The sequence below is a fragment of the Pseudomonas sp. G3-39 genome (assembly GCF_054790485.1).
On the sequence record NZ_CP186497.1, the window covers coordinates 1434604 to 1459396 of the forward strand.

General features: G+C 60.3%; 26 protein-coding genes. 14 read left to right on the forward strand and 12 right to left on the reverse strand.

What is annotated here, in order from left to right:
* Positions 1-76: 76 nt before the first annotated feature.
* Together ACOYXG_RS06555 and ACOYXG_RS06560 are read right to left on the reverse strand one after the other, a co-directional pair.
* Entirely contained in the window at positions 77-448 is a 372-nt protein-coding gene (locus ACOYXG_RS06555) for a YajD family HNH nuclease (protein ID WP_003222612.1), read from the reverse strand.
* Positions 449-497: 49 nt separating this feature from the next.
* Positions 498-1184 carry a spermidine synthase gene (locus ACOYXG_RS06560; RefSeq protein WP_003222615.1) on the reverse strand — a complete coding sequence of 229 codons (687 nt, stop codon included), beginning with the start codon at positions 1182-1184 and terminating at the stop codon, positions 498-500.
* 80 nt (positions 1185-1264) lie between these two features.
* Between ACOYXG_RS06560 and ACOYXG_RS06565 the strand changes: the two genes are divergently transcribed.
* Positions 1265-1549: a hypothetical protein gene (locus ACOYXG_RS06565; protein ID WP_097086705.1), complete on the forward strand. Its 285-nt coding sequence runs from the start codon at positions 1265-1267 to the stop codon at positions 1547-1549.
* Here ACOYXG_RS06565 and ACOYXG_RS06570 read toward each other — a convergent pair.
* Positions 1546-2019, reverse strand: coding sequence for a cyclic nucleotide-binding domain-containing protein (locus tag ACOYXG_RS06570; RefSeq protein ID WP_007969596.1), 474 nt, complete (start codon positions 2017-2019; stop codon positions 1546-1548). The genes ACOYXG_RS06565 and ACOYXG_RS06570 overlap by 4 nt on opposite strands.
* Positions 2020-2225: 206 nt before the next feature.
* On the reverse strand, positions 2226-4280 hold the full coding sequence (locus ACOYXG_RS06575; RefSeq protein ID WP_460356599.1) for a S9 family peptidase: 2055 nt from the start codon (positions 4278-4280) through the stop codon (positions 2226-2228).
* A gap of 235 nt (positions 4281-4515) precedes the next feature.
* Between ACOYXG_RS06575 and ACOYXG_RS06580 the strand changes: the two genes are divergently transcribed.
* The 3 genes from ACOYXG_RS06580 to ACOYXG_RS06590 are packed head-to-tail and all read left to right on the forward strand — an operon-like array spanning position 4516 to position 6363.
* Positions 4516-5013: an MFS transporter gene (locus ACOYXG_RS06580; RefSeq protein ID WP_086791999.1), complete on the forward strand. Its 498-nt coding sequence runs from the start codon at positions 4516-4518 to the stop codon at positions 5011-5013.
* A 16-nt stretch (positions 5014-5029) separates the two neighbouring features.
* Positions 5030-5806 (forward strand): class II glutamine amidotransferase, encoded by a 777-nt coding sequence (locus ACOYXG_RS06585; protein ID WP_007969599.1) that lies wholly within the window; start codon positions 5030-5032, stop codon positions 5804-5806.
* Between the two features lie 14 nt (positions 5807-5820).
* Positions 5821-6363, forward strand: a complete 543-nt coding sequence (locus ACOYXG_RS06590) for a DUF2937 family protein (RefSeq protein ID WP_336840976.1) — start codon at positions 5821-5823, stop codon at positions 6361-6363.
* A gap of 144 nt (positions 6364-6507) precedes the next feature.
* Here the strand turns inward: ACOYXG_RS06590 and ACOYXG_RS06595 are convergent, their stop codons facing one another.
* On the reverse strand, positions 6508-7422 hold the full coding sequence (locus tag ACOYXG_RS06595; protein WP_103369778.1) for a LysR family transcriptional regulator: 915 nt from the start codon (positions 7420-7422) through the stop codon (positions 6508-6510).
* 158 nt (positions 7423-7580) lie between these two features.
* Here ACOYXG_RS06595 and ACOYXG_RS06600 point away from each other — a divergent pair, with 158 nt between their 5' ends.
* The 4 genes from ACOYXG_RS06600 to ACOYXG_RS06615 all read left to right on the forward strand — a co-directional run bounded on the left by ACOYXG_RS06600 (position 7581) and on the right by ACOYXG_RS06615 (position 11304).
* Positions 7581-8867 (forward strand): MFS transporter, encoded by a 1287-nt coding sequence (locus tag ACOYXG_RS06600; RefSeq protein WP_096796615.1) that lies wholly within the window; start codon positions 7581-7583, stop codon positions 8865-8867.
* 63 nt (positions 8868-8930) lie between these two features.
* Entirely contained in the window at positions 8931-9683 is a 753-nt protein-coding gene (locus ACOYXG_RS06605) for a 5-oxoprolinase subunit PxpA (protein ID WP_103369777.1), read from the forward strand.
* The gene (locus tag ACOYXG_RS06610) at positions 9680-10384 is read left to right on the forward strand and encodes a 5-oxoprolinase subunit B family protein (protein ID WP_027614530.1); all 705 of its coding nucleotides are present in this window, start codon (positions 9680-9682) and stop codon (positions 10382-10384) included. Before ACOYXG_RS06605 ends, ACOYXG_RS06610 begins: the two co-directional genes overlap by 4 nt.
* On the forward strand, positions 10381-11304 hold the full coding sequence (locus tag ACOYXG_RS06615; RefSeq protein WP_414889403.1) for a 5-oxoprolinase subunit C family protein: 924 nt from the start codon (positions 10381-10383) through the stop codon (positions 11302-11304). The genes ACOYXG_RS06610 and ACOYXG_RS06615 overlap by 4 nt, the downstream gene beginning before the upstream one ends.
* A gap of 92 nt (positions 11305-11396) precedes the next feature.
* On the opposite strand, the gene ACOYXG_RS06620 is transcribed toward ACOYXG_RS06615, so the two are convergent.
* Both ACOYXG_RS06620 and ACOYXG_RS06625 read right to left on the reverse strand, forming a co-directional pair.
* Entirely contained in the window at positions 11397-12575 is a 1179-nt protein-coding gene (locus ACOYXG_RS06620; RefSeq protein ID WP_007969609.1) for a vWA domain-containing protein, read from the reverse strand.
* Between the two features lie 12 nt (positions 12576-12587).
* A complete protein-coding gene (locus ACOYXG_RS06625) occupies positions 12588-13433 on the reverse strand; it encodes an AAA family ATPase (protein WP_098967703.1) in 846 nt (281 codons plus the stop codon).
* Positions 13434-13635: 202 nt separating this feature from the next.
* Between ACOYXG_RS06625 and ACOYXG_RS06630 the strand changes: the two genes are divergently transcribed.
* Complete coding sequence (locus ACOYXG_RS06630; protein ID WP_460356607.1) at positions 13636-13866, forward strand: DUF4160 domain-containing protein; 231 nt, start codon at positions 13636-13638, stop codon at positions 13864-13866.
* Positions 13854-14351 (forward strand): helix-turn-helix domain-containing protein, encoded by a 498-nt coding sequence (locus ACOYXG_RS06635; protein ID WP_041070304.1) that lies wholly within the window; start codon positions 13854-13856, stop codon positions 14349-14351. Before ACOYXG_RS06630 ends, ACOYXG_RS06635 begins: the two co-directional genes overlap by 13 nt.
* On the opposite strand, the gene ACOYXG_RS06640 is transcribed toward ACOYXG_RS06635, so the two are convergent.
* A complete protein-coding gene (locus ACOYXG_RS06640) occupies positions 14348-15424 on the reverse strand; it encodes an AsmA family protein (protein WP_098967705.1) in 1077 nt (358 codons plus the stop codon). The genes ACOYXG_RS06635 and ACOYXG_RS06640 overlap by 4 nt on opposite strands.
* 127 nt (positions 15425-15551) lie before the next feature.
* Between ACOYXG_RS06640 and cysK the strand changes: the two genes are divergently transcribed.
* Positions 15552-16526 carry a cysteine synthase A gene (gene cysK, locus ACOYXG_RS06645; protein ID WP_041070300.1) on the forward strand — a complete coding sequence of 325 codons (975 nt, stop codon included), beginning with the start codon at positions 15552-15554 and terminating at the stop codon, positions 16524-16526.
* Positions 16527-16710: 184 nt separating this feature from the next.
* Positions 16711-17649: an aspartyl/asparaginyl beta-hydroxylase domain-containing protein gene (locus tag ACOYXG_RS06650; protein ID WP_027614536.1), complete on the forward strand. Its 939-nt coding sequence runs from the start codon at positions 16711-16713 to the stop codon at positions 17647-17649.
* Positions 17650-17707: 58 nt separating this feature from the next.
* On the opposite strand, the gene ACOYXG_RS06655 is transcribed toward ACOYXG_RS06650, so the two are convergent.
* Both ACOYXG_RS06655 and ACOYXG_RS06660 read right to left on the reverse strand, forming a co-directional pair.
* Positions 17708-17866, reverse strand: coding sequence for a hypothetical protein (locus tag ACOYXG_RS06655; protein WP_167734099.1), 159 nt, complete (start codon positions 17864-17866; stop codon positions 17708-17710).
* A 35-nt stretch (positions 17867-17901) separates the two neighbouring features.
* Positions 17902-18429 carry an N-acetyltransferase gene (locus ACOYXG_RS06660; RefSeq protein ID WP_027614537.1) on the reverse strand — a complete coding sequence of 176 codons (528 nt, stop codon included), beginning with the start codon at positions 18427-18429 and terminating at the stop codon, positions 17902-17904.
* A 451-nt stretch (positions 18430-18880) separates the two neighbouring features.
* Here ACOYXG_RS06660 and ACOYXG_RS06665 point away from each other — a divergent pair, with 451 nt between their 5' ends.
* Positions 18881-19744 (forward strand): DMT family transporter, encoded by an 864-nt coding sequence (locus ACOYXG_RS06665; protein WP_098967708.1) that lies wholly within the window; start codon positions 18881-18883, stop codon positions 19742-19744.
* Positions 19745-19880: 136 nt separating this feature from the next.
* Here the strand turns inward: ACOYXG_RS06665 and ACOYXG_RS06670 are convergent, their stop codons facing one another.
* Both ACOYXG_RS06670 and ACOYXG_RS06675 read right to left on the reverse strand, forming a co-directional pair.
* A complete protein-coding gene (locus ACOYXG_RS06670) occupies positions 19881-20789 on the reverse strand; it encodes a DMT family transporter (RefSeq protein WP_115988002.1) in 909 nt (302 codons plus the stop codon).
* Positions 20790-20874: 85 nt separating this feature from the next.
* Positions 20875-22500 (reverse strand): methyl-accepting chemotaxis protein, encoded by a 1626-nt coding sequence (locus ACOYXG_RS06675; protein ID WP_460356614.1) that lies wholly within the window; start codon positions 22498-22500, stop codon positions 20875-20877.
* Between the two features lie 408 nt (positions 22501-22908).
* Between ACOYXG_RS06675 and aceK the strand changes: the two genes are divergently transcribed.
* On the forward strand, positions 22909-24630 hold the full coding sequence (gene aceK, locus ACOYXG_RS06680; protein ID WP_095138571.1) for a bifunctional isocitrate dehydrogenase kinase/phosphatase: 1722 nt from the start codon (positions 22909-22911) through the stop codon (positions 24628-24630).
* Positions 24631-24793 lie beyond the last annotated feature (163 nt).

The following is a 24793-nucleotide window of genomic DNA, read 5'->3' on the forward strand; positions in this document are numbered from 1 at the left end:
TGATTTTGTGTACACCACCGATCAAATGTGGGAGCGAGCCTGCTCGCGAAAGGGCCGGTTCAGGCGCTGAAGATCTTCAGTCTTCTTTTTTCATCAACCCGGCGAGGGCAGCAAACGGATTATGCGTGGCCTTGGCGATTTTCGGCGTGCTCAGCGAGCCGTCGCCGAAATATTGCTGGTCGGTGTAGCGCGAGTGTTCGTTGTCGTGGCAGTACAGGCACAACAGCTCCCAGTTCGAGCCGTCCTGCGGGTTGTTGTCGTGGTTGTGGTCGCGGTGGTGCACGGTCAGTTCGCTCAGGCGCTTGCCGGAAAACTCACGGGCGCAGCGGCCGCAGACGTGCGGGTACATCTTCAGGGCCTTGTCGCGGTAGCCCATTTCCTTGTCGCGCTGGTTGTCGGCAAGGATGCGATCGAGCTTCGACGTGTTGGTCGGGGTGGACGAACTCATGGGTTCACCTTTGTAAAAAGACTAATGACGGTTATGTGCAGAGTTTAGCTCAGCCCTTGAGCTTCTCGGCAATCCAGATCGTGTGGCGCGTGCCCTTGTTGCCGTGGGCGAACACCTGGACTTCTTCGGCCTTGAATCCGGCCTTCTTCAATTTGTCGGAAAACTGCCGGTCAGCGCTGGCCGACCACACCGCCAGCACGCCCTTGGGCCGCAAGGCCTTGGCGCAGGCGTTGAGGCCAGCGGCGGAGTACAGCCAGCTGTTGGCCTTCTGGGTCAGGCCTTCGGGGCCGTTGTCGACGTCGAGCATGATCGCGTCGAAGCCGTTCGGCTCGCTTTGCAGGACCTTGGCCACGTCGTCCTGACGGATCACTGTGCGCGGGTCGAGCAATGGTCGTCCGGACTTTTCACCGAGCGGCCCGCGATTCCACTCGACCACGCCGGGCACCAGTTCGGCGACCACCACCTCGGCACCCTTGCCCAGATGTTTGAGCGCCGAGGCGAGGGTGAACCCCATGCCCAGACCGCCGATCAATACACGCGAATTCGGCCGGCCGGCGACCTTGCGGCAAGGGATCTCGGCCAGCGCATCTTCCGAACCGTGCATGCGGGTGTTCATCAATTGCCCGCCGTCGCCACCCTGGATCTTGATGACGAAATCCTCGCCATACTCGAACAGGCACAGGGCGCCACCGTTGTCAGGGATCGGCGTGGTGTCGAGCAGAACGAAACGTTTCATGGAAATCTCTACAAGGGGGAAGGCAAGCAGGCCCGTTGGGAGTAGCCTGAGCGCAGACTTAAGGCCAAACGGAGCCCTTGATGAAGCGCACCATTCTAACGGCCATTGCCCTGGCCGCGCTCTCGATTACTGCAGTGCAGGCGCAGCAGACCATTCCGGTCAGCCCGACGCCGCAACCCGGCTCGCCGGGAACCGCCACGCCGACGCCGTATCCGCAAATCACCCCGATCAGCGCACCGAAGGCCGGTGCCGGCAGTGGTAGCCCGCCGCTGGTGCCGATCGAAATGCCCAGCCCGCCGAGCAAGGATCAACCGGTGCCGGGCATCGAACCGGGCAGCACCAAGACCAAATCTCCCGGCGGTTAAACCTGTTGCGCCGCCAGTTGGCCGTCGGCCATGCGCAGACGTTTGGAGAGGGACACGGCGAGGGCGCGGATGATCTTGGCGGCGATCTTCGGCGCGTCGTTGAGCATTTTTTCCAGCGAGTCCTTGCCCAGGTTGAGCAGTTGGCAATTGCTCGCCGCGATGCAGGTGGCCGAGCGGCGTTCGCCATCGAGCACCGCCATTTCGCCGAACGCCCGACCGCTGCGCAGGGTGGCCATGGTGATGACCTGGCCGTCGGGGCCAGTCTTTTGCACGGCGACCTGGCCGGTGTGGAGGATGCACATGAAACTGCCGGCATCACCCTCACGGAAAATCGCTTCGCCCTCCGCCACGGTGCTGATGCTGAAGTAGCCCGAGGCCGCGGCGAAGTCCGCCAGTTGCAATTGATCGAACAGGCCACAGTCCATCAGCCAGTCGCGAATTTCGTTGTTCAGTAAGGTCGGTTCTGACATGTCGTTGCGGTCTTTATTGTTTTCACGGTTTTCAGGCACTACACGGACCCCTGTGGGAGCGGGCTTGCTCGCGAATGCGGTGGTTCAGTCAATATCAGTGTCGACTGACCCACCGCATTCGCGAGCAAGCCCGCTCCCACAATGGGATCTGTGGTGTATCGACCACCGGGGTCTGGAGTTAAGACCCAAGTGACCGACGGAGTTCCTCAGGCCAGGCCCAAAACCTTGAACACAAATGCATATTCGAGCGCTACGTCACGTAATCCCTGATAACGCCCGCTCATTCCGCCATGCCCGGCGCCGAGTTCGGTCTTGAGCAGCAGCAGGTTGTCGTCGGTCTTGGTCGCGCGCAGTTTCGCCACCCACTTGGCCGCTTCCCAGTACTGCACGCGGCTGTCGTTGTAGCCGGCGATGACCAGGGTTGCCGGGTAATCCTGCGCGGTGACATTTTCGTACGGCGCGTACGCCTTGATCCGCTCGTAGACCTCCGGCTCTTCAGGGTTGCCCCACTCGTCGTACTCGGTGACGGTCAGCGGCAAGTCCGGGTCGAGCATGGTGTTGAGCACGTCGACGAACGGCACTTCGGCAATCGCCACGCCGAACAGGTCCGGGCGCTGATTGAGCACCGCGCCAATCAACAAGCCGCCAGCACTGCCGCCGCTGATTGCCAGTTTCTCGGCGGTGGTGATGCCGTTGAGGATCAGAAATTCGGCGCAGGCAATGAAGTCGCTGAAGGTGTTGTGCTTGTGTTCCTGTTTGCCGGCGCGGTACCACGCTTCGCCCAACTCGCCGCCGCCACGCACGTGAGCGATGGCGAAAGCCATGCCGCGATCCAGCAGGCTCAAACGCGCGTGGGAGAACCACGGGTCGAGGCTGGAGCCGTAGGCGCCATAACCGTATAGATACAGCGGCACCGGTTTGCCGACCATCTCGCGTTTCATCACCAGACTGATCGGCACCTGCGTGCCGTCCGGCGCGGTAGCCCACAGGCGTTGGCTGACGTAGGCGTCGGCGTCGAACGGGCCGAGCACCGGGGTTTCTTTCAGGACGGTTTGCTCGCCGCTGGCCAGCAGCAATTGGCGCACCTGTGCCGGACGATTCAGCGCCTCGTAACGCAGACGGATGCGGTCGCTCTCGAACTCCAGGCTGTTCTGCACATAGAGGCTGTAAGCCGCGTCCGGCAATTGCACGCGATACGGCGTCTGGCCTTGCGGATGAACTTCGATGATCGGCAGACCGCCTTCGCGCAGGCTCAGGGTCATGGCCGCGGTGTTCAGCGTCACGCCGTCGAGCATCACCGTGTCGCTGTGCGGGATCAGGTTCTGCCAGTCGGCTTCGCTCGGTACCACACCGGTGTCCGGCGCCTGATACAGGGCGAAATTGATGCCGTCACGGTTGGTGCGGATGAACCAGGTCCATACGCCATCCAGTGCGCCGTGGTCGACGTCGTATTCGTGATCCTCGACCCGTGGCGCCAGGCAAGTGAAGGGCAGGTGCGGCTGATGCGCGTCCAGCGCCCAGACTTCGCTGGTGGTCTTGCTGCCCAGGGTCAGCAGCAATTGCTGCTCGGAACTGGAGCGGTAGCAATGCAGGAAGAAACGCCCGTCCGGCTCGTGGAACACCTCTTCGGCGGCGGTGCCGTCGAGGCGATAGCGAAATAGTTTGTGCGGGCGATGGGTTTCGTCGAGCACACCGAAGAACAGCGTCAGGCTGTCGTTGGCCCAAGTCATGCTGCCGTCGCAGTCTTCGAATTCCAGCTCGCTGACCTTGTCATTGGCCAGCTCCTTGACGAACAGCGTGTAGATCTCGTCGCCCGAGGCATCGACGCTGTAGGCCAGACGCTGGTGATCCGGGCTGATGCTGAACGCGCCGAGCGAGAAGAAGCCGCCATTGGCCAGCACGTTCGGGTCGAGCAGCAGTTGCTCGCGGCTTTCGTCGAGGGTCAGGCTGTCGTCGGCCGGACGCGGGCAACGGTAATGGCGGGCGTACTCGTCACCCGCCGTGGTGCGCGTGTAATACAGATACGGGCCCCAGGGCGAGGGCAGGGACAGGTCGGTTTCGAGGATCCGGCCCTTGATCTCCTCGAACAGGCTTTCGCGCAGGCCGGCCTGATCGGCGGTCTGTGCTTCCTGATAGGCGTTTTCAGCCTTGAGGTAGTCGAGCACCGCGTCGGTGTCGCGTTCCTGCAGCCAGGCATACGGGTCGGCACCGGCTGCCTTGCGGGCGATCGGGGCGCGGATGACGTGGGCGGATTCGGGCATGGAAGGCTCTCGGACAGTATTCGGATAATGGTGTTCGCGGTTGTTGAAACCGCCTCAGCCCCTGTGGGAGCGAGCCTGCTCGCGAAAGCGTCCTGTCAGATGACATTTGTTTCACTGACCCGACGCTTTCGCGAGCAGGCTCGCTCCCACAGGGTATGCTGCGGGCCGTCTGGCATTGGGACAAGCCTGACGGGCGAAAAGTCGTTACTATAAGCGCCTCTTTGCCTGCCTTGCCATGGACACCATGACCGAGAACGACTATCTGATCGCCTGGGGCCTCTACGCCTTTGCCGCTGTGGGCTGCCTGTTGGTATGGATGCGCCTGACCCGCTGGATGTGGCGCTGGCTGCGCGAGCCGCTGCGGGTGCTGATGGCAGTGTTGCTGTTCAGCCCGACCATCATTGACCCGGTGAAAGCCAAGGTTGCGCCGTCGATCGCCATTACCGCGCTGGACCTGGCCTTCAAGGTCGGCAACAACGCCTGGCGGGCGATTTCCGATCTGTTCATGTACGGCATGATTGCGTTCGGCATCTACCTGATTTTCGTGCTGATCCGCTTCCCGATCGAACGCGCCTCGCGCGCCCGCCGCGAGCAGGCCGAGGCGGCCAAAGCGGCGGCGCGTGCCGATGATCGCGACGACGATCAGCCGTTCGGCGCTGCCGGTGATGACCGTTACGGTCGCCCGCCATTGCCGAACAATCCGCAGCGCATGCGCGTCGAGCCGCGTCTGTAATCACGAGAGTCAGCACATGTGTGAACTACTGGGCATGAGTGCCAACGTGCCGACCGATATCGTGTTCAGCTTCACCGGCCTGATGCAGCGCGGCGGGCGTACCGGCCCGCACCGCGACGGCTGGGGCATCGCCTTCTATGAAGGTCGTGGCTTGCGCCTGTTTCAGGACCCGGCCGCGAGCAGCGAATCGGAAGTCGCCAATCTGGTGCAGCGCTATCCGATCAAGAGCGAAGTGGTCATCGGCCACATCCGCCAGGCCAATGTCGGCAAGGTCTGCCTGTCCAACACCCACCCGTTCGTCCGCGAACTGTGGGGGCGCAACTGGTGTTTTGCGCACAACGGCCAGCTCGCCGATTTCACCCCGATCAAGAGTTTCTACCGCCCGGTGGGCGATACCGACAGCGAAGCGGCGTTCTGCGATTTGCTCAACCGCGTGCGTGCAGCCTTCCCCGAACCGGTCGATATAGAAGTGCTGCTGCCGGATCTGGTCGCTGCATGTGCCGAATACCGCAGCAAAGGCGTGTTCAACTGCCTGCTCAGCGACGGCGACTGGCTGTTCTGCTATTGCTCGACCAAACTGGCACAGATCACCCGGCGCGCACCGTTCGGCCCGGCGCGGCTCAAGGATGTCGATGTGATCGTCGATTTCCAGGCGGAAACCACGCCTAACGACGTGGTCACGGTGATCGCCACCGAGCCTTTGACCGAAAACGAAACCTGGACCCGTTACCAACCGGGCCAATGGAGCCTGTGGCGACGCGGCGAATGCGTCAGCCAGGGCACGACCGAATAAAGGATCTCTCCCCGATGTTGCTCAGTTATCTACGGCTGGTGTTGTTTGCGGCGGGCCTGTTGATCGGTGTCCAGGTGCCGGGTTTCATCAACGATTACGCCAAACGCATCGAAGCCCATCTGATCGAAGCGCAGACCGGTCTGCGCGGTTTTCAGGGCACCGCCGAGCAGTTTTTCAAGGGCGACTTGCAGGCGCTGGTCGCGCATTACCGCGCCAGTGACGACCCGGTGTTTCGCAGCGATGCCGACAGCCTGAGCACTTTGCTCAACCGGCAGTTGGCGCTGGATAAACAGTTCCAAGCGATGCAGGGGCCGTGGTACATCCGCTTCCTGCAAGTGGTGCTGGCCGCCGACCCGGACATTCGCAAGGAAACCTGGAACGGCTACAGCTACCAGATCCTGCTGACCCCGGAGGCGATGATCTGGGGCATGAGCGGCGCGTTGCTGCTGTCGTTCGGCATCGAGTGCCTGATTCGTCTGATTGACTGGGTGGTGCTCGGTGGCCGGCGTTTGCGCCAGAGCCGGCCGATTGAAGACCGCGACGTGCGCGGCTTGTAAGGCTGGCCAAACCCCGTGGCGAGGGGATTTATCCCCGATGGGGCGCGAAGCGGCCCTCAATGGTGTGTCAGATCAACCTGATTGCTCAGGTTTCAGGACTGCTGCGCAGCCCATCGGGGATAAATCCCCTCACCACAGGTGTGATTACTGAGTGAGGGTGATGTACTTTTCACCGACCTTGCGCGCATACCCCGCCAGCACCTGCTGACACAACGTCACCATCTCCTCGACCCACTCCACGCCAACTCGCCACGACACCACCACCTGCAGATTCGGCGGTCGCTGGTCGATGTCGAGCAAGGTCAGTTCACCCCGCGCCAGTTCCTCGGCCACCAGCACCGGCGGCAGCACGCCAATCCCAAAACCATCACGCAACAGCCGGGTAATCGCCGACACCGAATTCACGCAGTTCAGGCGCGGCGCCAGCACACCGTTGGCCTGCATCAATGCCAGCAGATCCTGATGCGGTCGGGAGTTTTTCGAGTAGGTGATGATCCGTTCCTGCGCCAGTTCGCCGAGGTCGGCGTACTCGCGGTTGTAGATCGAATTGCTCGCAACGATCCAGCCCAGCGGATGGCTGGCCAGCTCGAGGCTGCGCACGCTTTCGTGGCGCACCAGATCGGTTTGCAGAACGATGTCGAGGAAGCCTTTTTGCAGTTGATCGCAGAGGTTCAGCGAAGTGTCCGCCACCAGCTCGATTTCCACCCGTGGATACAGATCGGTCATCTGTGCCACCAACGGGCTGAGCCAAGTGTGGATCACCGTGTCCATCACGCCGATGCGCACCCGGCCGACCTTGCTTGAACGGGTCTCGATCGATTGCTTCAGCGCCGACATCGTATCGAGCATCTGCTCGGCGTAATCCAGCACTTTCAGGCCTTCGGGCGTCAGGCTGACGCCGCGTGAATCGCGCAGAAACAGCTTCACCCCCAGCTCGCCTTCGAGCACCGCGATGCGGCTGGAAATCGACGCCTGGGTGGTGAACAGCTTGTCGGCGGTCAGGCGAAAACTCTTCAGCCGGGCGACCCAGACAAAGGTCTCGAGAAACTTCAGGTTCATGGCAACGGCTCGGGTGACAAATTTTTCTTATGCCTAAGGCGGGTTTTTATTCGTTGGACGCAGCAGGGCCGGGCGACGAAAAATCGGCGCATCCGGTTCCCACGATAGGCGTCGTCGGAACTTCGAACAAGACCAATAAAAGCCTGCGGAGACTTGCCATGCGTGCGCCCGACACCCTCGACCTCCCCAAGAACACGGCCCGCCCCGGACCGTTCGACTGGTATCGCAACATCAATCAGCAAGAGCGTCGTACCTTCTGGAGCTGCAAGATCGGCTATGGCCTGGACGGCATGGACACACAGATGCTCAGCTTCGTGGTGCCGACCCTGATCGCCATGTGGGGCATCACCACCGGACAGGCCGGGCTGATTCACACCAGCACCCTGATCGCTTCGGCCATTGGTGGCTGGGTGGCGGGGATTCTCTCCGACCGCATCGGCCGCGTGCGCACCCTGCAACTGACGGTGCTATGGTTCGCCTTCTTCACGTTCCTCTGCGGTTTTGCGCAGAACTACGAACAGCTGCTGATCGCCCGCACCCTGATGGGCTTCGGTTTCGGTGGCGAATGGACCGCTGGCGCGGTGCTGATCGGTGAAGTGATCCGCGCCAAGGATCGCGGCAAAGCGGTGGGCATGGTGCAGAGCGGTTGGGCCTTGGGCTGGGGATTGACGGCGATTCTCTATGCGCTGCTGTTCTCGGTGTTGCCGCCGGAAGATGCCTGGCGAGCGCTGTTCATCCTCGGCATCGTCCCGGCGATTTTCGTGATCTTCGTCCGGCGCCTGGTGAAAGACCCGGAGATCTATCGCGAAGCCAAGGCGGCGCAAACTCCGCAGAATCCGGCGAAGTTCTACGAGATCTTTGCCCCCGGCATGCTGTTCACCACGTTCCGTGCTTCCTTGCTGACCACCGGTGCGCTCGGCGGTTACTACGCGATCACCTCGTGGCTGCCAACCTTCCTCAAGAACGAACGCGGCTTGAGTGTGCTCGGCACTGGCGGGTATCTGGCGATGGTAATTGTCGGCTCCTACGTCGGCTATGTGATCAGCGCTTATCTCACTGATCTGCTCGGGCGTAAAAAGAACTTCATCCTGTTTGCGGTCGGCTCGTTCACCATCGTTCTGCTGTACACGCAGATGCCGGTCAGCAACGGGGTGATGCTGTGGCTGGGCTTTCCGCTGGGCTTCTTCGCTTCGGGAATTTTCAGCGGCATGGGCGCGTTTCTCACCGAGCTGTTTCCAACGCGAATTCGCGGCTCGGGGCAGGGCTTTTGCTACAACATCGGTCGGGCGCTGGCGGCTTTGTTTCCGCTACTGATCGGCTTGCTCAGCCAGAAGGTGCCGTTGAGCGTTGGGATCGGTGCGTTTGCTGCGGTGTCCTACGGCGTGGTGATTCTCGCCGCACTGAGCCTGCCGGAGACCCGTGGCAAGCAACTGGATGCGCAGTAACTGATAACCTGCCGGGCAAGCGTCCTACAGATAAAAAGACAAGAAGCTACAGGAGTGTTCACCGTGAGCCGCCTGCTATTGAATTGTGATATCGGCGAGAGTTTCGGCAGCTGGACCATGGGTCTGGACGCCGAGGTCATGCCCTTCATTGATTGCGCCAACGTGGCCTGCGGCTTCCATGCCGGTGACCCGAGCATCATGCGCAAGACCGTCAGCCTGGCCCTGAGCCACGGCGTGCAGATCGGCGCGCACCCGGCCTATCAGGATCTGGTCGGTTTCGGCCGGCGCTCCATGGCCTATTCCGCCCAGGAACTGCAAGACATCCTGCATTACCAGATCGGCGCGCTCGACGGCATCTGCAAGGCGCAGGGCGGGCGAGTCAGTTACGTCAAACCCCACGGCGCGATGTACAACGACATGATGGCCAACCCGGTGCAATTGCGGGCGGTGATTCAGGCTGTTGCCGCCTACGATCGCAGCTTGCCGCTGATGCTGATGGCCACCCGCGACAATTCAGCGGCGCAGCAACTCGGTGACGAATACGGCGTGACCCTGTGGTTCGAAGCCTTTGCTGATCGCGCCTACGACAGCGCAGGTCGACTGGTCTCGCGGCAACTGCCGGGCGCAGTGCATCACGAAGCAGAAAAAATCATCGAACAGGCGCTGACCATCGCCCGTGGCGGCGAGCTCGTCGCCAGCGACGGCAGCGCGCTGCACCTGCAGGCCAACACCTTGTGCGTGCATGGCGACAACACCAGTTCGGTGGCCGCCGTGCAGCGCATTCGCGAGGCCCTGAATCAGCAGAGCGCGCCATGAGTCCACGGATTGAAGTGGTGGCCCTCGACTGCCTGATGCTGCGCCTGTTCGATGAAATTGCCGAATCCAACATGCCGTGGATGCTCGCCGCCAGTGAGCGCTTGCGCGCGGTGTTTGGCGCGCAGTTGATCGACCTGGTGCCGTCCTACACCACGTTGATGGTGCATTACGATCTGACCGCGCTGAGCCCGAGTCAGGCGCGTGAATTGATCGCTGAAGCCTTGATCGACCTGTCGCCGAATGCGCGCACCGGCGGCCAGTGCCATGTGTTGCCGGTCTGGTACGACCTGAGTGTCGGTCCCGAACTGAGTCTGTTGGCGCAGCGCAGTGGATTGGCGGTGCAAGAGGTGATCCGCCGTCACAGCGCGCGTGAATATCAGGTGTTCGCCCTCGGCTTCGCGCCGGGATTCGCCTTCATGGGGCTGGTGGAAGAAATCCTCGCGGCGCCACGCCTGGACACCCCACGCAAGAAAGTCGCGGCTGGCAGCGTCGGGATTGCCGAGCGGCAGACCGCGGCTTATCCGGTGGTGTCCCCCGGTGGCTGGAACCTGATCGGCCGCACCCCGGCGAAACTGTTCGACCGTCATCGCGACGGCTACAGCCTGATGCAACCCGGCGACACCGTGCGTTTCGAAGCGGTGAGCCACGCCGAGTTCATCAACCTGGGCGGCGATGACACGCCACTGGAGGCGCTGGCATGAGCCGACTGACAATTGAAGCGAGCACGCCGCTGTGCCTGTTGCAGGACGCCGGGCGCTTCGGCGTGCGCCATTTGGGCGTGACCCAGGGCGGCGCAGCGGATTGGAGTTCGATGAGTTGGGGCAATTGGTTGCTCGGTAATGCGCTGGATCTGCCGGTGATCGAAATCACCCTCGGCGGGTTTGCCGTGGTGGCGCAGGAGGATTGCCTGCTGGCGCTGGCCGGCGCTGATCTTGGTGCGCAGATCGATGGGCAGGCGCTGGCGCCGTGGCGCAGTTTCAAACTGGGCAAAGGCCAGACATTGAAGTTCACTCAACCGCTGCTCGGTGCCCGGGCTTACCTGGCGGCGCCCGGTGGTTTCGACGCGCCGCAGGTGCTGGGCAGCAGTGCTACGGTGGTGCGCGAAAAACTCGGTGGATTGGATGGTATGGGGTTACCGCTGACCAAGGGCGCGACACTGAGTTATCGCGGTGCGGTTTTGCAGGTGCGTGAAGTGCCGCTGGCGCATCGACCTGATCTGCGCCTCAACGCGCCGCTGGATCTGGTGCTTGGCGCACAGATCGGCCAGTTCAGCGGGCAGAGTCTGTTCGATGTGTTCAACAGTCCGTGGACGCTCGACAGTCGCGCTGATCGCATGGGCATTCGGTTGCTGGGCAAGGCGTTGCAGTATCAGGGCCGGCCGATGATTTCCGAGGGTATTCCGCTGGGTGCGGTGCAGGTGCCGCCGGATGGACAGCCGATTGTGCTGCTCAATGATCGGCAGACGATTGGTGGCTATCCGCGCTTGGGAGCGTTGACGCCGTTGGCGCTGGCGCGGCTGGCGCAATGTCTGCCGGGGGCGCAGGTGCGGCTGAGGCCGGTGGTGCAGGAAGTCGCATATCGCGAGCATGTCGAGTATTTGCAGCGTTTCATAATTAGCTAAGGGCTTCGCGAGCAGGCTCGCTCCCACATTGGAATGCATTTCACCTGTGGGAGCGAGCCTGCTCGCGAAGAGGGCATCACTGACAACAAAGATTACTTGGACAGAAATCGCATCCCTTCCTCAAGCCCACGCAACGTCAGCGGATACATCTGATCCTCGATCAAATCGCGCACGATATTGGTCGACGAGGTGTAGCCCCAGGTGTCCTTCGGATACGGATTGATCCAGATAAGCTTCTTGTACTTCTCCATGAACCGCTGCATCCACAGGTAGCCCGGCTCTTCGTTCCAGTGCTCGACGCTGCCGCCGGCCTGGGTGATTTCGTAGGGTGCCATGGCGGCGTCACCGATGAAGATCACTTTGTAGTCGGCGCCGTATTTGTGCAGCAGATCCTGGGTCGAGAAACGCTCGGACGTGCGGCGCAGGTTGTTCTTCCACACCGACTCATAAATGAAGTTGTGGAAGTAGAAGTACTCCAGATGCTTGAACTCGGTCTTGCAGGCCGAAAACAGTTCCTCGCAGATCTTCACGTGCGCGTCCATCGAGCCGCCGATGTCGAACAGCAGCAACAGCTTCACCGTGTTGCGCCGCTCCGGGCGCATCTGAATGTTCAGCAGGCCGGCGTCTTTGGCGGTGTGGTCGATGGTGCCGTCGATGTCCAGCTCTTCCGCCGCACCCTGACGGGCGAATTTGCGCAGGCGACGCAGGGCGACCTTGATGTTGCGCGTGCCCAGCTCCACCGAATCGTCGAGGTTCTTGTACTCGCGCTGATCCCAGACCTTGACCGCTTTGCCCTGACGCTTGCCGGCATCGCCGACGCGGATGCCTTCCGGGTTGAAGCCGCCGGAGCCGAACGGACTGGTGCCGCCGGTGCCGATCCATTTGTTGCCGCCGGCGTGGCGTTCCTTCTGTTCTTCCAGACGTTTCTTGAATTCTTCGATCAGCTTGTCCAGACCGCCGAGGGACTGGATCTGCGCGCGTTCCTCATCAGTCAGCGAACGCTCGAATTCCTTGCGCAACCAGTCTTCGGGAATCAGCGCCTGCAAGTGATCGTCGAGTTTTTCCAGGCCATTGAAGTAGGCGCCGAACGCACGGTCGAATTTGTCGAAATGCCGTTCGTCCTTCACCAGAATCGCCCGCGACAAGTAGTAGAACTCGTCCATGTCGGCGAAGGTGACGCGCTGTTTCAGCGCGTTGATCAGGTCGAGCAGCTCGCGCACCGACACTGGCACCTTGGCTGCACGCATTTCATTGAACAGGTTGAGCAACATGGCATCAGCCTCTTAGCGAGAACCGCGACGGCTCATGAACGCCAGGCGCTCAAGCAACTGCACATCCTGCTCGTTCTTCACCAGCGCACCGGCCAATGGCGGAATGGCCTTGGTCGGATCGCGCTCGCGCAGCACTGCTTCGCCGATGTTGTCGGCCATCAGCAGCTTCAGCCAGTCGACCAATTCGGAGGTCGACGGCTTCTTCTTCAGGCCCGGCACCTTGCGCACGTCGAAGAACACGTCCAGCGCTTCGCTGACCAGATCCTTCTTGATGTCCGGGTAGTGCACGTCGACGATTTTCTGCAAAGTGTTACGGTCGGGGAAGGCGATGTAGTGGAAGAAGCAACGGCGCAGGAAGGCGTCCGGCAGCTCTTTCTCGTTGTTCGAGGTAATGATGATGATCGGGCGCTTCTTGGCCTTGATGGTCTCGTCGATCTCGTAAACGTAGAACTCCATCTTGTCGAGTTCTTGCAGCAAGTCGTTGGGGAACTCGATGTCGGCCTTGTCGATTTCGTCGATCAGCAGAATCACCCGTTCTTCGGACTCGAACGCCTCCCAGAGCTTGCCTTTCTTCAGGTAGTTGCGCACATCGTGGACTTTTTCGTTGCCCAGTTGCGAGTCGCGCAGACGGCTGACCGCATCGTACTCGTACAGACCCTGATGGGCCTTGGTGGTGGACTTGATGTGCCAGGTGATCAGCTTGGCGCCGAACGATTCGGCCAGTTGCTCGGCGAGCATGGTCTTGCCGGTGCCCGGTTCGCCCTTGACCAGCAGTGGCCGCTCCAGGGTGATGGCGGCATTGACCGCCAGCTTCAGGTCATCGGTGGCGACGTAGGCCTGGGTGCCTTCGAACTTCATCTGCTAATCCTCGAACGGTAACGCCGACCTGCACGGGCAGGGCGGGGGCGAAAAAATCGGATGCCCCGACTATAACGCGCAGCCCGGTCGACTGTGAACGCAGACGGCTTATTCAGTCTCTGAATGGGGCGTCACATGTTGACTCAGTTTCGGCCAGAGGCCAGTATTCAGGTATCGCCGATCTGGCGATAGCCTGTCGGGCATGACGACTAAATACCGATTTCGCGACAAATACCGCATTCAGTTACGTGAGAAGGATCACCCGCCACCCCATGTCCACTTTATCGGTGGCGGAGTGGACGTGATGCTGAGCCTTGAAACCGTCGAAGTCATGACGGGCAAGGCACCGCCGCTGATTATCAAGGAAGCGCTGGCTTGGGTTGCGGCTCATCAAGTGCAACTGCTGGAGGACTGGAAACGATGTTACCCATGAAAAGGCCTCGTCTGACGGCTGTGCAGGCACTGTCAGGTTTTCGATTGAAACTGACCTTTATTGATGGTCAGGATCTGACCCTTGACCTGAGCCGAGACATCCACGCTTATCCAGGTCTGCAACCATTGCTTGATCCCGAAGTGTTTGCGGCTGCGACCCTTGACGACAATGGCTGGACGGTCGAATGGCTTGAGCCCGATATACAGATTGGCGCAGACACGCTTTATATGGATGCGCTGGCCCAAAACACTGTCGATGAAAACACTCGGATTTTCATCGATTGGCGTGCACGTACCGGACTCTCACTGAATCAGGCAGCCGAGGCGCTGGGTGTCAGTGCCCGCAGCATCAGCCGATACAGTAATGGGCGGGAGGCGGTGCCAAGGTCATTAGCCTTGGCTTGTCTTGGTTGGGACTCATTGCAGCAAAAGTCCACGCTGGCGGCTGAAGAATCTGGTCGATATGTCGTTAATCGTAAGAATTAGCCCGCATCCGGCTTCGGCCGCTCATACCGCGCATTGAAAGCCTGAATGAAGCCATTACGCAAAATCTGCAAAAACGCTTCGAACGCACTGATGTTTTGCTGATGCACGTTGCCACTGAGTTCGACCTTGGTGGCGAACTGATTCTTGGCCTGGTTCTTCAGCACGGTTTCCGTGCCGCCGACGATGGCCTCCCAGACTGAGCGGAAGATGCTCTTGTCCTTGTTCTCCACGTCCTGCTGCCAGTTGAACACTTCGACGTCGCGCAGCAGCGGTTTGATGTAGCCAGTGACCTGGGCTTTTTTCGCCTGGGCTTCGATGACCACGTCGCCGTGGCCGGCGTTGAAGTCGAACTTGCCGTAGGCCGAGGCGAAGTCGTTCATGCGCTTGAGTTCGATGTCGCGGGCGCGCAGGCGGAACTGGAAGTCCTCAAAATTGCTCAGCGGATCGAAAGTGGCCGTGGTTTCCAGTGGTGCGTGGCCGAGCAGCTTGGCCTTGCCTTCGAAGCGGGCATCGCGCTTGCCCTGTTTGTCGACCACGTTGGTCAGGTTGTAGATGCTCGCCTCGACGTTGCTGGCGTTCATGTTGACCGGCGGTTTGGAGTTGAAATTGCGGAAAGTGATCTTGCCGTCGTGGATCTGCACCTCGTCGAGAGTGATCGGCAGCAACTTGCCCAGTTGCGCCCGCCAGTCGGTGCCTTTACCAGTCTGCGAGTTCTGCTTGTTGGGGCCGCCATCGACGAAGTTGATCTCGGGATTGAAGAATTGCACCTGCGCCACCACGGCATGGTCGTACCACAGCGAATGCCAGCTGACCGCCAGATCGATCACGGGCGCGTTGACAAACGGCACCGGCACCTTGCCGTCGACCTTGACGATCTTCAGGCCGTTGATCCGGTAGGCGCCGCGCCACAGGGCCAGATCGACGTCGGTGACCTGGCCGCGGTAGTCACCCATGTCGGCCAGTTTGCCGTTCAGGTAATCGCGCACCACGTAGGGCAGGGCGATGTGCAGGGCGATCAGCAGCACAACCACGACGGCAAAAATCCCTATTGGCCAGCTATAACGACGCTTCATGACAACAATTCCCGAACGATGTAAGCGATTGACTGTGGCGCGGCGCAGACGTTCGACCCGACTGGACTGCGCCCGGCAACAGGCATACCTTGAAAGGCTGAATTCAACGCTGCATAAGGACCCAGCCATGAGCCGTATTTTCGCTGACAACGCCCATTCCATCGGCAACACGCCGCTGGTGCAGATCAACCGCATCGCGCCGCGCGGCGTGACCATTCTGGCCAAGATCGAGGGGCGCAACCCCGGTTATTCGGTCAAGTGCCGGATCGGCGCGAACATGATCTGGGACGCCGAAAGCAGCGGCAAACTCAAGCCGGGCATGACCATCGTCGAACCGACGTCGGGCAATACCGGCATCGGTCTGGCCTTCGTCGCCGCCGCCCGTGGTTACAAATTGATGCTGACCATGCCGGCATCAATGAGTATCGAGCGGCGCAAGGTGCTCAAGGCCCTCGGCGCAGAGCTGGTCCTGACCGAACCGGCCAAGGGCATGAAAGGCGCGATCGAGAAGGCTGCCGAAATTGTTGCCAGCGACACCGGCAAATACTTCATGCCGTCGCAGTTCGATAACCCGGCCAACCCGGCGATCCACGAAAAAACCACCGGCCCGGAAATCTGGAACGACACCGATGGCGCCGTCGATGTGCTGGTGGCTGGCGTCGGGACCGGCGGAACCATCACCGGCGTTTCGCGGTATATCAAGAATACCCAGGGCAAACCGATTCTGTCGGTGGCAGTGGAGCCGGTGTCTTCGCCGGTCATCAGCCAGGCGCTGGCGGGTGAAGAGATCAAGCCGAGCCCACACAAGATTCAGGGGATTGGCGCGGGTTTCGTGCCGAAGAACCTCGATCTGTCGATGGTCGACCGGGTGGAGCAGGTCACTGACGACGAGTCCAAGGCCATGGCGCTGCGCCTGATGCAGGAAGAAGGGATTTTGTGCGGTATCTCTTGCGGCGCGGCCATGGCCGTGGCAGTGCGTTTAGCCGAGAAGCCTGAAATGCAGGGCAAGACCATCGTGGTGATTTTGCCGGACTCCGGTGAACGCTATCTGTCGAGCATGCTGTTCAGCGATCTGTTCACCGAGCAGGAGAATCAGCAGTAGTCGAATTGACTCAGATCAGCCAGGGTTCAGGATCGTTATGCTAATAAATGCTTTGTTGCGCAATTCTTAACACTGAATCTTGGGTTCAGCGGGTTTTTCCCGAGGCCGGTAGTGTTTATCATGGCCGGCTGCCATGCCGGCTATAGGGCATTGCGCAGCGTTGTCTTTATTCAAGGAGTCGTTGATGACCTTTTCGTTAGCCGCCAAGGTATTGGTGCTGCTGCTGTTTGTGGGCAGCATCCTCTATGTGCATTTGCGCGGCAAGGCGCGTTTGCCGGTTCTGCGCCAGTTCGTCAACCACTCGGCGCTGTTCGCCCCGTACAACGCGCTGATGTACCTGTTCTCCGGCGTTCCGTCCAAGCCATATCTGGATCGCAGCAAGTTTCCGGAACTGGATGTGCTGCGCGATAACTGGGAAACCATTCGCGACGAGGCCATGCACCTGTTCGACGAGGGCTACATCCGCGCCGCCGAAAAGAACAATGACGCCGGTTTCGGCTCGTTCTTCAAGAAGGGCTGGAAGCGTTTCTACCTCAAGTGGTACGACAAACCGCTGCCGTCGGCCGAAACCCTGTGCCCGAAGACTGTGGCGCTGGTCAGTGCGATCCCTAACGTCAAAGGCGCGATGTTCGCGCTGTTGCCAGGTGGCAGCCATCTGAACCCGCACCGTGACCCGTTTGCCGGCTCGCTGCGTTATCACCTGGGCCTGTCGACACCAAACTCCGACGATTGCCGGATCTTCGTTGATGGTCAGGTCTACGCCTGGCGCGACGGTGAAGACGTGATGTTCGATGAGACCTACGTGCACTGGGTCAAGAACGAAACCGAACAGACCCGCGTCATCCTGTTCTGTGATGTCGAACGCCCGCTGAGCAATCGCCTGATGACCCGCATCAACCGCGCCATCAGCGCTTGGCTGGGCCGCGCCACCGCGCCGCAGAACCTTGATGATGAACGTGTCGGCGGCATCAACCAGGCCTACGCCTGGAGCAAGAACTTCAGCGACCGGTTCAGCGGCGTGGTCAAACAGTGGAAACGCCGCAATCCCAAGGCCTACCGCATCCTGCGTCCGGTATTGGCAGTGGTAGTGTTGACGTTGCTGGGGTATTGGCTGTTTGGTTGAAGCCGGATCTTGAAATGAAAAAACCGCTCCTTGTGAGCGGTTTTTTATTGTCTGTGAGTCAGCGGCGCCCGGCGAGAACGTTGGGTTCGTCTTCAATGCCTGTAATCAGTAACTGCAGAAAGCGCTGCTGATTGGCTGATAGCCCGGATGACACAATCTTTTCTTCTGTTTTGATTGATCTTTTCTTAGCGGGGGATTTCTTGACTGATTTGCGCATGCTCCCTCCCTCATTGATCATTACTTGAACTGTTTTCACGATACTTTACTCTCCACTGCGAGGACAAGACGACCTTCCAAATCAAATTTGAAGCCGAGCTTTGTATAAACAGGAATTGCTCCCTGCATTGGCTCCTGGACTTCAATGAACTTGCTGCCGACTATTTGGGCGAACTCATCGATGACCATCATTGCCAAGGTCCCGATACGATTTTTCAGCGGGTGAGAATCTCCGGGTCGCCCTTCCAATCGTACGATTCGAATACGTTGGCGGCTTTTGTTCGGATTGACGAAGCACAGTCCGCAGAGCTGTTCTTCGAACCAGATCGCGATATCCAGGGACAGGGGTTCTCGTGATTTCCATGCGGCAACCTCTCGCCAGCAAAAAAGTGGATTCTCCCAGAGCTCGAACGCGCTCAGTGCTATGGCGTCGATGGGTTCGAAGCGTACTTTCGACAAGTCTTGTCGCGCTGGTAGCTGCAATAGAGCTTTGGCGATGCTTGCCTGTTTCCTGGCCTGCGACTTGTACAACTGATACCGCAAATTCGTCCGTTCCCTTGGCATGTGATCCCGAGCATTCCCTGTCTCCCCATCAATGGGCCTATCCGTGGCTCATCAGCCTATGCGCCTGCCATCGAGCTGTCCCTGCTGGCCCTTTGTCCAAATCATTGCAATCCATGTCCCACGCTGGTTATAGTCGGCGCTCGTGAATCATCTGATTCACTCTCCAAACCCTTCAAAAAAGATCAGCCCCAATGCCTGCATCCCTCATCAACGCGGTAGTCGATTCAGCGGTCAACGCTGGCGTCGTGCCGTGCGGGAATCAGCAGCCTGGGCAGATCAGTCATTACCCTCCACCTGTCAGTAGCACGCCGGTGTGCGCCGTCGTATCACCGCCGGGCGTTGGCGTTTCGGGCTGATCGGCATTCTTTGCTGACCCCTGCGCCCGCCAGAAAAACCTACTGAATTTCAGCCTCGGCTGAGTTGGCTGTTTGCCTGACTACAGGTGGTATTCATGTTTGTCCTTTCGAAAAAATCCGCGCTCGCGGCGACGTCCACGAGCCTGTTCGTTCTACTGTGGAGCAGCGGGGCGATCTTCTCCAAATGGGGGCTGGCCCACGCTTCGCCCTTTGCCTTTCTGCTGATGCGCTTTGTGATCGCGCTGTGCGGGCTGCTGCTGTTGACGCCGCTGCTCAAGTTGAAGCTGCCCAAGGGCGGTCGGCCGATGCTGTTTGCGATTGCAACGGGCGTGGTGTTGTTGGGGGCGTATCAGATTTTCTATCTGCTGGCCCTTAACACCAGAGTCACGCCGGGGGTGATGGCGACCATCATGGGCGTACAGCCGATCCTCACTGTCGTGTTGATAGAGCGGCAGCGCTCGGCGAGCCGGATGTTCGGTCTGGCGCTGGGGCTGGCCGGGCTGATCATGGTGGTTTATCAGGGGATCGGACTGGCGGGGATGTCCTGGGCAGGGATGCTGTTCGGTCTGTTGGCGCTGGCGAGCATGACGGTGGGCTCGATCATGCAGAAACGCATCACCGACAATCCCCTCGGCACATTGCCGGTGCAGTATTTGGCCGGGCTGTTGTTGTGCGGGATATTTGTGCCATTTCAGCCGTTCCACTTTGAACAGAGCACGGGTTTCATCGTGCCGGTGTTGTGGATGGGACTGGTGGTGTCGGTGCTGGCGACACTGTTGCTCTATCGCCTGATCGCCCGGGGCAATCTGGTGAATGTCACCAGTCTGTTCTATCTGGTGCCGGCGGTGACGGCGGTGATGGATTACCTGATTTTCGGCAATCGTCTGGCGGCGTTGAGTGTGCTGGGGATGCTGTTGATCATCGTCGGGCTGGCGTTTGTGTTCCGTAAAACTGCTTGAAAACCTTCAGGCTGCCCCAGACATTTTCAGTGTCTGGGCCGGCCTCTTCGCGAGCAAGCCCGCTCCCACAATTGGAATGCATTCCTTCTGTGGGAGCGGGCTTGCTCGCGAAGACTGACTTGTTAACGCCGCAAAATCAGCGGACTGTTGCGGCAGCGGGCTTCACCACCGCCGGCTTCAACACCAGCCACAACGCCAGCGCAATCAACACCCCGCCATACAGGTGCGCCATCGACAGCGGTTCATCCAGCAACAATGCGCCCCACAACACGCCGAACGCCGGAATCATGAAGGTCACGGTCATCGATTTGACCGGGCCGATGGAGCTGAGCAGGCGGAAATAGATGATGTAGGCGAACGCCGTGCAGCCCAGACCCAGGCCCAGCAGCGACAGCCAGACATTCCACCCACCCCAGCTTGCCGGAGGGGCGGTGATCACGCTGTAGCCGAACAGTGGCAACAGAAACAGCGAGGCGCCGAGCATGCTGCCCACGGCGGAGAGACGACTGTCGAGCCCGCCGCTGTGATCCAGCCAGCGCCGCGTGAGGAACCCGGCGAAGCCGTAGCAAGTGGTAGCGAGCAGGCAGGCGAGGGCGCCCATCAGCAATTGCAGATCGAACGCGACCGGACCTGCGCGCGTCAGCACACCGACACCGAACAAGCCGAGAAACACCCCGGTCAGTTTCGCGACAGTGAGTTTTTCGCTGAAAAACAGCCCGCCAATCAACACGCCCATCAACGGCGTGGTGGCGTTGAAGATCGCCGAGTAACCGGCCGGCAACACTTGCGCCGCCACCGAATACAACGTCGCCGGAATCCCCGAGTTGATAACGCCCAGCAACATCACGGTTTTCAGTTTGCCCTTGAAATCCCAGCTGATGCGCATCAGCCCGAGAATCACCAGCAGACCGACGGCAGCAATCGACACCCGAAAGAACGCGGTCGGAATGGTGCCGATCACCGGCGCAATAATGCGCATGAACAGGAAGCTCGCGCCCCAGATGGCTGCCAGCGACAGCATGCGGAAAATATCGACAGCGCTCACGATGGCACTCCTTCCTTGATCGGGACGAGAGTGTTGCCGAGCGCCCTGTCGATGGCAACCGCCAATCGGGCATTTAATTTTTCATTCAGAGCACGAAGCGCGTCACCAGGCCGTTGAGGTCGATCGCCAGGCGCGACAGTTCCTGACTGGCAGCGGAGGTCTGGGTAGCGCCGGCGGCGGTCTGGGTCGAGAGATCGCGGATGGTCACCAGATTCTGATCAACCTCACGCGCCACCAGCGCTTGCTGCTCGGCGGCACTGGCGATCACCAGGTTGCGCTGGTTGATCTGCGAGATCGACGCGGTGATTTTCTCCAGTGCCTGACCGGCACTGTTCGCCCGGCGGAGTGTGTGGCTGGCTTGCTCGGCACTGCTTTGCAGCGCTCCGACGGTGGCACCGGTGCCTTGTTGGATACTGCTGATCATCAGCTCGATTTCTTCGGTGGAGTTCTGCGTGCGTTGCGCCAGCGAACGCACTTCATCGGCGACCACCGCAAAACCGCGTCCGGCCTCACCCGCGCGCGCCGCTTCGATGGCGGCGTTGAGCGCCAGCAGGTTGGTTTTCCCGGCGATGCCGCGAATCACCTCGAGCACCTTGCTGATGTCCTGAGCCTGAGTGGCGAGGCCTTCGGCCTGTTCCGACGCACCGAGCACCGCGCTGACCAGTTCCTGAATCGAGTTGATGGTCTCGCTGACCTGCACATGCCCGTGTTTGCTGTCCTCGTTCGAGGCTTCGGAGGCCTCGGCGCTGGACACCGCGTTGGCCGCAACTTCATCCACCGCCGTGCTCATCTCGGTGACGGCGGTGGCGGCCTGTTCGATCTGATCGTTCTGCTGTTGCAGGCCACGGGTGCTTTGCTCCATCACCGAGCTCATTTCTTCGGCGGCGGAGGCCAGTTGCTGCGCCGATTCGCTGATGCCACGGATGGTCGAGCGCAGGTTGTTCTGCATCTCGGCGAGGGCGCTGAGCAACTGCGCCGCCTCATCGCTACCGTGATCGGCAATCTGGCCGCTGAGGTCGCCGGCGGCAATTTTTTGCGCGACGGACAGGGCCTGATTGATCGGTGCGGTGATGCTGCGGGTCAGCAGCCAGGCCAGCAGCAGGGTAGCGATCAGGGCGACAACGATGATCGACGCGACAATCCACAGCGCCTGCTGATAAACCCCGGCAGCAGCTTCGGCGGCGCTGTCGGCGCCTTGCTGGTTGAAGCTGATCATCTGCTCCAGCGCTTTGTCGAGGATCCGGCCCTGTGGCGCCAGTTCATTGTTCAGACGGGCATAGGCCTGTTCACTTTGCCCGGCGTCGATCTGAGCGATGATCTGGTCCAGGATGCTCATGTACTTGGCGACGTCGCCATTCAAACCGTCGAGCATCGCCCGTTCCGCATCGCTGGCCAGCAGAGCGGTGTGATCCTTAAGGCGCTTGGACAATTCTTCGCGCTGCACCTTGATGATGCCTTTGCTTGTGTCGCGTACCGCCGGCTGGGTGCTGGTGATCAGGCGCAGGGATTCGAGGCGGATGTTGGCGATGTTCGCCGCCGCATCGTGAATGCTCTCGATGCTGGGCATCCACGATTCCTCGATCACCGTTGCGCTCTCACGCAGATTTTTCATCTGGCCCAGGCCGAACAGGCCGACCACCACCAGCAGGGCGGCCAATACGGCAAAACTCAAACTGGCGCGCAAACCGATGCGCAGATTGCGGATAGACATCAATGTGCTCCTTGATCTATGAGGAAGAGGTCGTCCCCGTGGGCCGAGGATCTTGTTGTGAGGCGGGTACTGGCGGGCTGTATATCAAAGTGCCACTATTTTGGTAAGACCAATCTGTGAGCAGTTCTTCTCTTTCATCGACAGGCGGGAACGCAGCGGTAAAACCGCGAGCCAGAGCGGTGGGGCAGGATTGGATCCGAGTCCCAGAGAATTCGCGGGCTGGCGCGGTGCGTCAGGCGAAACCGGCAGGGCGGTTAATTGACCGAACGGTCGACTCAAAAAACTTTGATAAAAACTGTGTCGCTGTACAACCCTGCCGCGCTTTTGGCAGAAATTGCACTTCTCCTGCGCACGCATCCGTGGCTAAGCTCAGGCACAGATTTCCACTTGCACGCCGAGGTCTCCTCTATGCCGCAGCAATGGCCAGCCACCGACATCGCCCGCATGATCCTCGATGGCTTTGACGATTACCGCGAGCACTTCCGGCGGATCACCGACGGTGCGCGCGAGCGCTTCGAGCAGGCGCGCTGGCAGGAGACGCAGACCGCGTCGGCGGCGCGGATCAATCTCTACGAAGAAAAGGTCGGCGAAACCATCGCCCGCCTGCGCGAGCATTTCGACGACGAGACGCTGATGAATGTCGGCAGTTGGCCGTTGGTGAAAAGTGCTTACATCAGTGTCATCGACCTGCGCTTCGACGATGAACTGTCCGAGACCTGGTACAACTCGATTTTCTGCGGGCTGTTCAGTCACGACCTGATCAGCGACGGCTGCATGTTCATCCACACCACGCGGCCGAGCCTGCGCCGCGCCCGGGCTGCGCAAACCCGCACCTACAAGCCGCAAGGGCAGTTGTCATCGATGCTCGCGAGCATCTTTGCCGACTACCGCTTCAGCGAGGATTACGCCGATTTGCCCGGCGACCTGCAGCGCCTCGAGTCGCAACTGCGCGAGAACCTGCCGGACTGGGTGTGCAAGGACCCGGAGCTGAGCGTCGAGCTGTTTTCCTCGGTGTTGTACCGCAACAAGGGCGCGTATCTGGTCGGGCGTATCTACACCCGCGACGAGCAGTGGCCGCTGGTGATTCCATTGCTGCACCGCGAAGGCCGGGGGATTCAGATCGACGCGCTGATCACCGACGAAGCCGATGTGTCGATCATCTTCTCCTTCACCCGTTCGTATTTCATGGTCGATGTGCCGGTGCCGGCGGAGTTCATCGGCTTCCTGCGGCGCATTCTGCCGGGTAAGCACATCGCCGAGCTGTACACCTCGATCGGTTTCTACAAGCACGGCAAATCCGAATTCTACCGGGCGCTGATCAATCATCTGGCCAACACCGACGACCAGTTCATCATGGCCCCCGGTGTGCGCGGCATGGTCATGAGCGTGTTTACGCTGCCGGGCTTCAACACCGTATTCAAGATCATCAAGGACCGTTTCTCACCGTCGAAAAACGTCGACCGGGCGACGGTGATCGAAAAATATCGTCTGGTGAAAAGTGTCGACCGGGTCGGGCGCATGGCCGATACCCAGGAGTTCGCCGACTTCCGTTTTCCGCTGAGCAAGTTCGATCCGGCGTGTCTGGAAGAGCTGCTCGAGGTCGCGCCGTCGACGGTCTCGGTCGAGGGCGACACGGTGCTGATCCGCCACTGCTGGACCGAACGCCGCATGACCCCGCTCAACCTCTATCTGGAAAACGCCAATGAAGCACAGGTGCGCGAGGCACTGGAGGATTACGGCCTGGCGATCAAACAACTGGCGGCGGCCAACATCTTTCCCGGCGACATGTTGCTGAAGAACTTCGGCGTCACTCGTCACGGCCGAGTGGTGTTCTACGACTACGACGAGATCTGCTTCCTGACCGAAGCCAACTTCCGCCACATCCCCGCGCCGCGCACCCCCGAGGACGAAATGGCTTCCGAACCGTGGTACTCGATCGGGCCGCTGGATGTGTTCCCGGAAGAGTTTCCGCCGTTTCTGTTTGCCGATGCCGGGCAGCGCAAACTGTTCGATCAACTGCATGGCGAGTTGTACAACGCCGATTACTGGAAGGGTTTGCAAGAGGCGATTCGCGCCGGCAAAGTCATCGACGTATTCCCCTACCGCCGCAAGGGCCTCGATAACGAATAACTGCCAAGTGAACACATTGTGGCGAGGGGATTTATCCCCGATGGGGTGCGAAGCCCCCCAAAAACCATTCAACTCAAACGCTTCAGATCAACTTTTATATCCGGTCGGCGACTGCTGCGCAGCCGATCGGGGATAAATCCCCTCGCCACAAGAGCACCTCGCA

Coding starts and splice junctions, on each gene's coding strand:
- ACOYXG_RS06555 (WP_003222612.1), bottom strand. CDS start 448: ATGAGTTCGTCCACCCCGACCAACACGTCGAAGCTCGATCGCATCCTT.
- ACOYXG_RS06560 (WP_003222615.1), bottom strand. CDS start 1,184: ATGAAACGTTTCGTTCTGCTCGACACCACGCCGATCCCTGACAACGGT.
- ACOYXG_RS06565 (WP_097086705.1), top strand. CDS start 1,265: ATGAAGCGCACCATTCTAACGGCCATTGCCCTGGCCGCGCTCTCGATT.
- ACOYXG_RS06570 (WP_007969596.1), bottom strand. CDS start 2,019: ATGTCAGAACCGACCTTACTGAACAACGAAATTCGCGACTGGCTGATG.
- ACOYXG_RS06575 (WP_460356599.1), bottom strand. CDS start 4,280: ATGCCCGAATCCGCCCACGTCATCCGCGCCCCGATCGCCCGCAAGGCA.
- ACOYXG_RS06580 (WP_086791999.1), top strand. CDS start 4,516: ATGGACACCATGACCGAGAACGACTATCTGATCGCCTGGGGCCTCTAC.
- ACOYXG_RS06585 (WP_007969599.1), top strand. CDS start 5,030: ATGTGTGAACTACTGGGCATGAGTGCCAACGTGCCGACCGATATCGTG.
- ACOYXG_RS06590 (WP_336840976.1), top strand. CDS start 5,821: ATGTTGCTCAGTTATCTACGGCTGGTGTTGTTTGCGGCGGGCCTGTTG.
- ACOYXG_RS06595 (WP_103369778.1), bottom strand. CDS start 7,422: ATGAACCTGAAGTTTCTCGAGACCTTTGTCTGGGTCGCCCGGCTGAAG.
- ACOYXG_RS06600 (WP_096796615.1), top strand. CDS start 7,581: ATGCGTGCGCCCGACACCCTCGACCTCCCCAAGAACACGGCCCGCCCC.
- ACOYXG_RS06610 (WP_027614530.1), top strand. CDS start 9,680: ATGAGTCCACGGATTGAAGTGGTGGCCCTCGACTGCCTGATGCTGCGC.
- ACOYXG_RS06615 (WP_414889403.1), top strand. CDS start 10,381: ATGAGCCGACTGACAATTGAAGCGAGCACGCCGCTGTGCCTGTTGCAG.
- ACOYXG_RS06620 (WP_007969609.1), bottom strand. CDS start 12,575: ATGTTGCTCAACCTGTTCAATGAAATGCGTGCAGCCAAGGTGCCAGTG.
- ACOYXG_RS06625 (WP_098967703.1), bottom strand. CDS start 13,433: ATGAAGTTCGAAGGCACCCAGGCCTACGTCGCCACCGATGACCTGAAG.
- ACOYXG_RS06630 (WP_460356607.1), top strand. CDS start 13,636: ATGACGACTAAATACCGATTTCGCGACAAATACCGCATTCAGTTACGT.
- ACOYXG_RS06635 (WP_041070304.1), top strand. CDS start 13,854: ATGTTACCCATGAAAAGGCCTCGTCTGACGGCTGTGCAGGCACTGTCA.
- ACOYXG_RS06640 (WP_098967705.1), bottom strand. CDS start 15,424: ATGAAGCGTCGTTATAGCTGGCCAATAGGGATTTTTGCCGTCGTGGTT.
- cysK (WP_041070300.1), top strand. CDS start 15,552: ATGAGCCGTATTTTCGCTGACAACGCCCATTCCATCGGCAACACGCCG.
- ACOYXG_RS06650 (WP_027614536.1), top strand. CDS start 16,711: ATGACCTTTTCGTTAGCCGCCAAGGTATTGGTGCTGCTGCTGTTTGTG.
- ACOYXG_RS06655 (WP_167734099.1), bottom strand. CDS start 17,866: ATGCGCAAATCAGTCAAGAAATCCCCCGCTAAGAAAAGATCAATCAAA.
- ACOYXG_RS06660 (WP_027614537.1), bottom strand. CDS start 18,429: ATGCCAAGGGAACGGACGAATTTGCGGTATCAGTTGTACAAGTCGCAG.
- ACOYXG_RS06665 (WP_098967708.1), top strand. CDS start 18,881: ATGTTTGTCCTTTCGAAAAAATCCGCGCTCGCGGCGACGTCCACGAGC.
- ACOYXG_RS06675 (WP_460356614.1), bottom strand. CDS start 22,500: ATGTCTATCCGCAATCTGCGCATCGGTTTGCGCGCCAGTTTGAGTTTT.
- aceK (WP_095138571.1), top strand. CDS start 22,909: ATGCCGCAGCAATGGCCAGCCACCGACATCGCCCGCATGATCCTCGAT.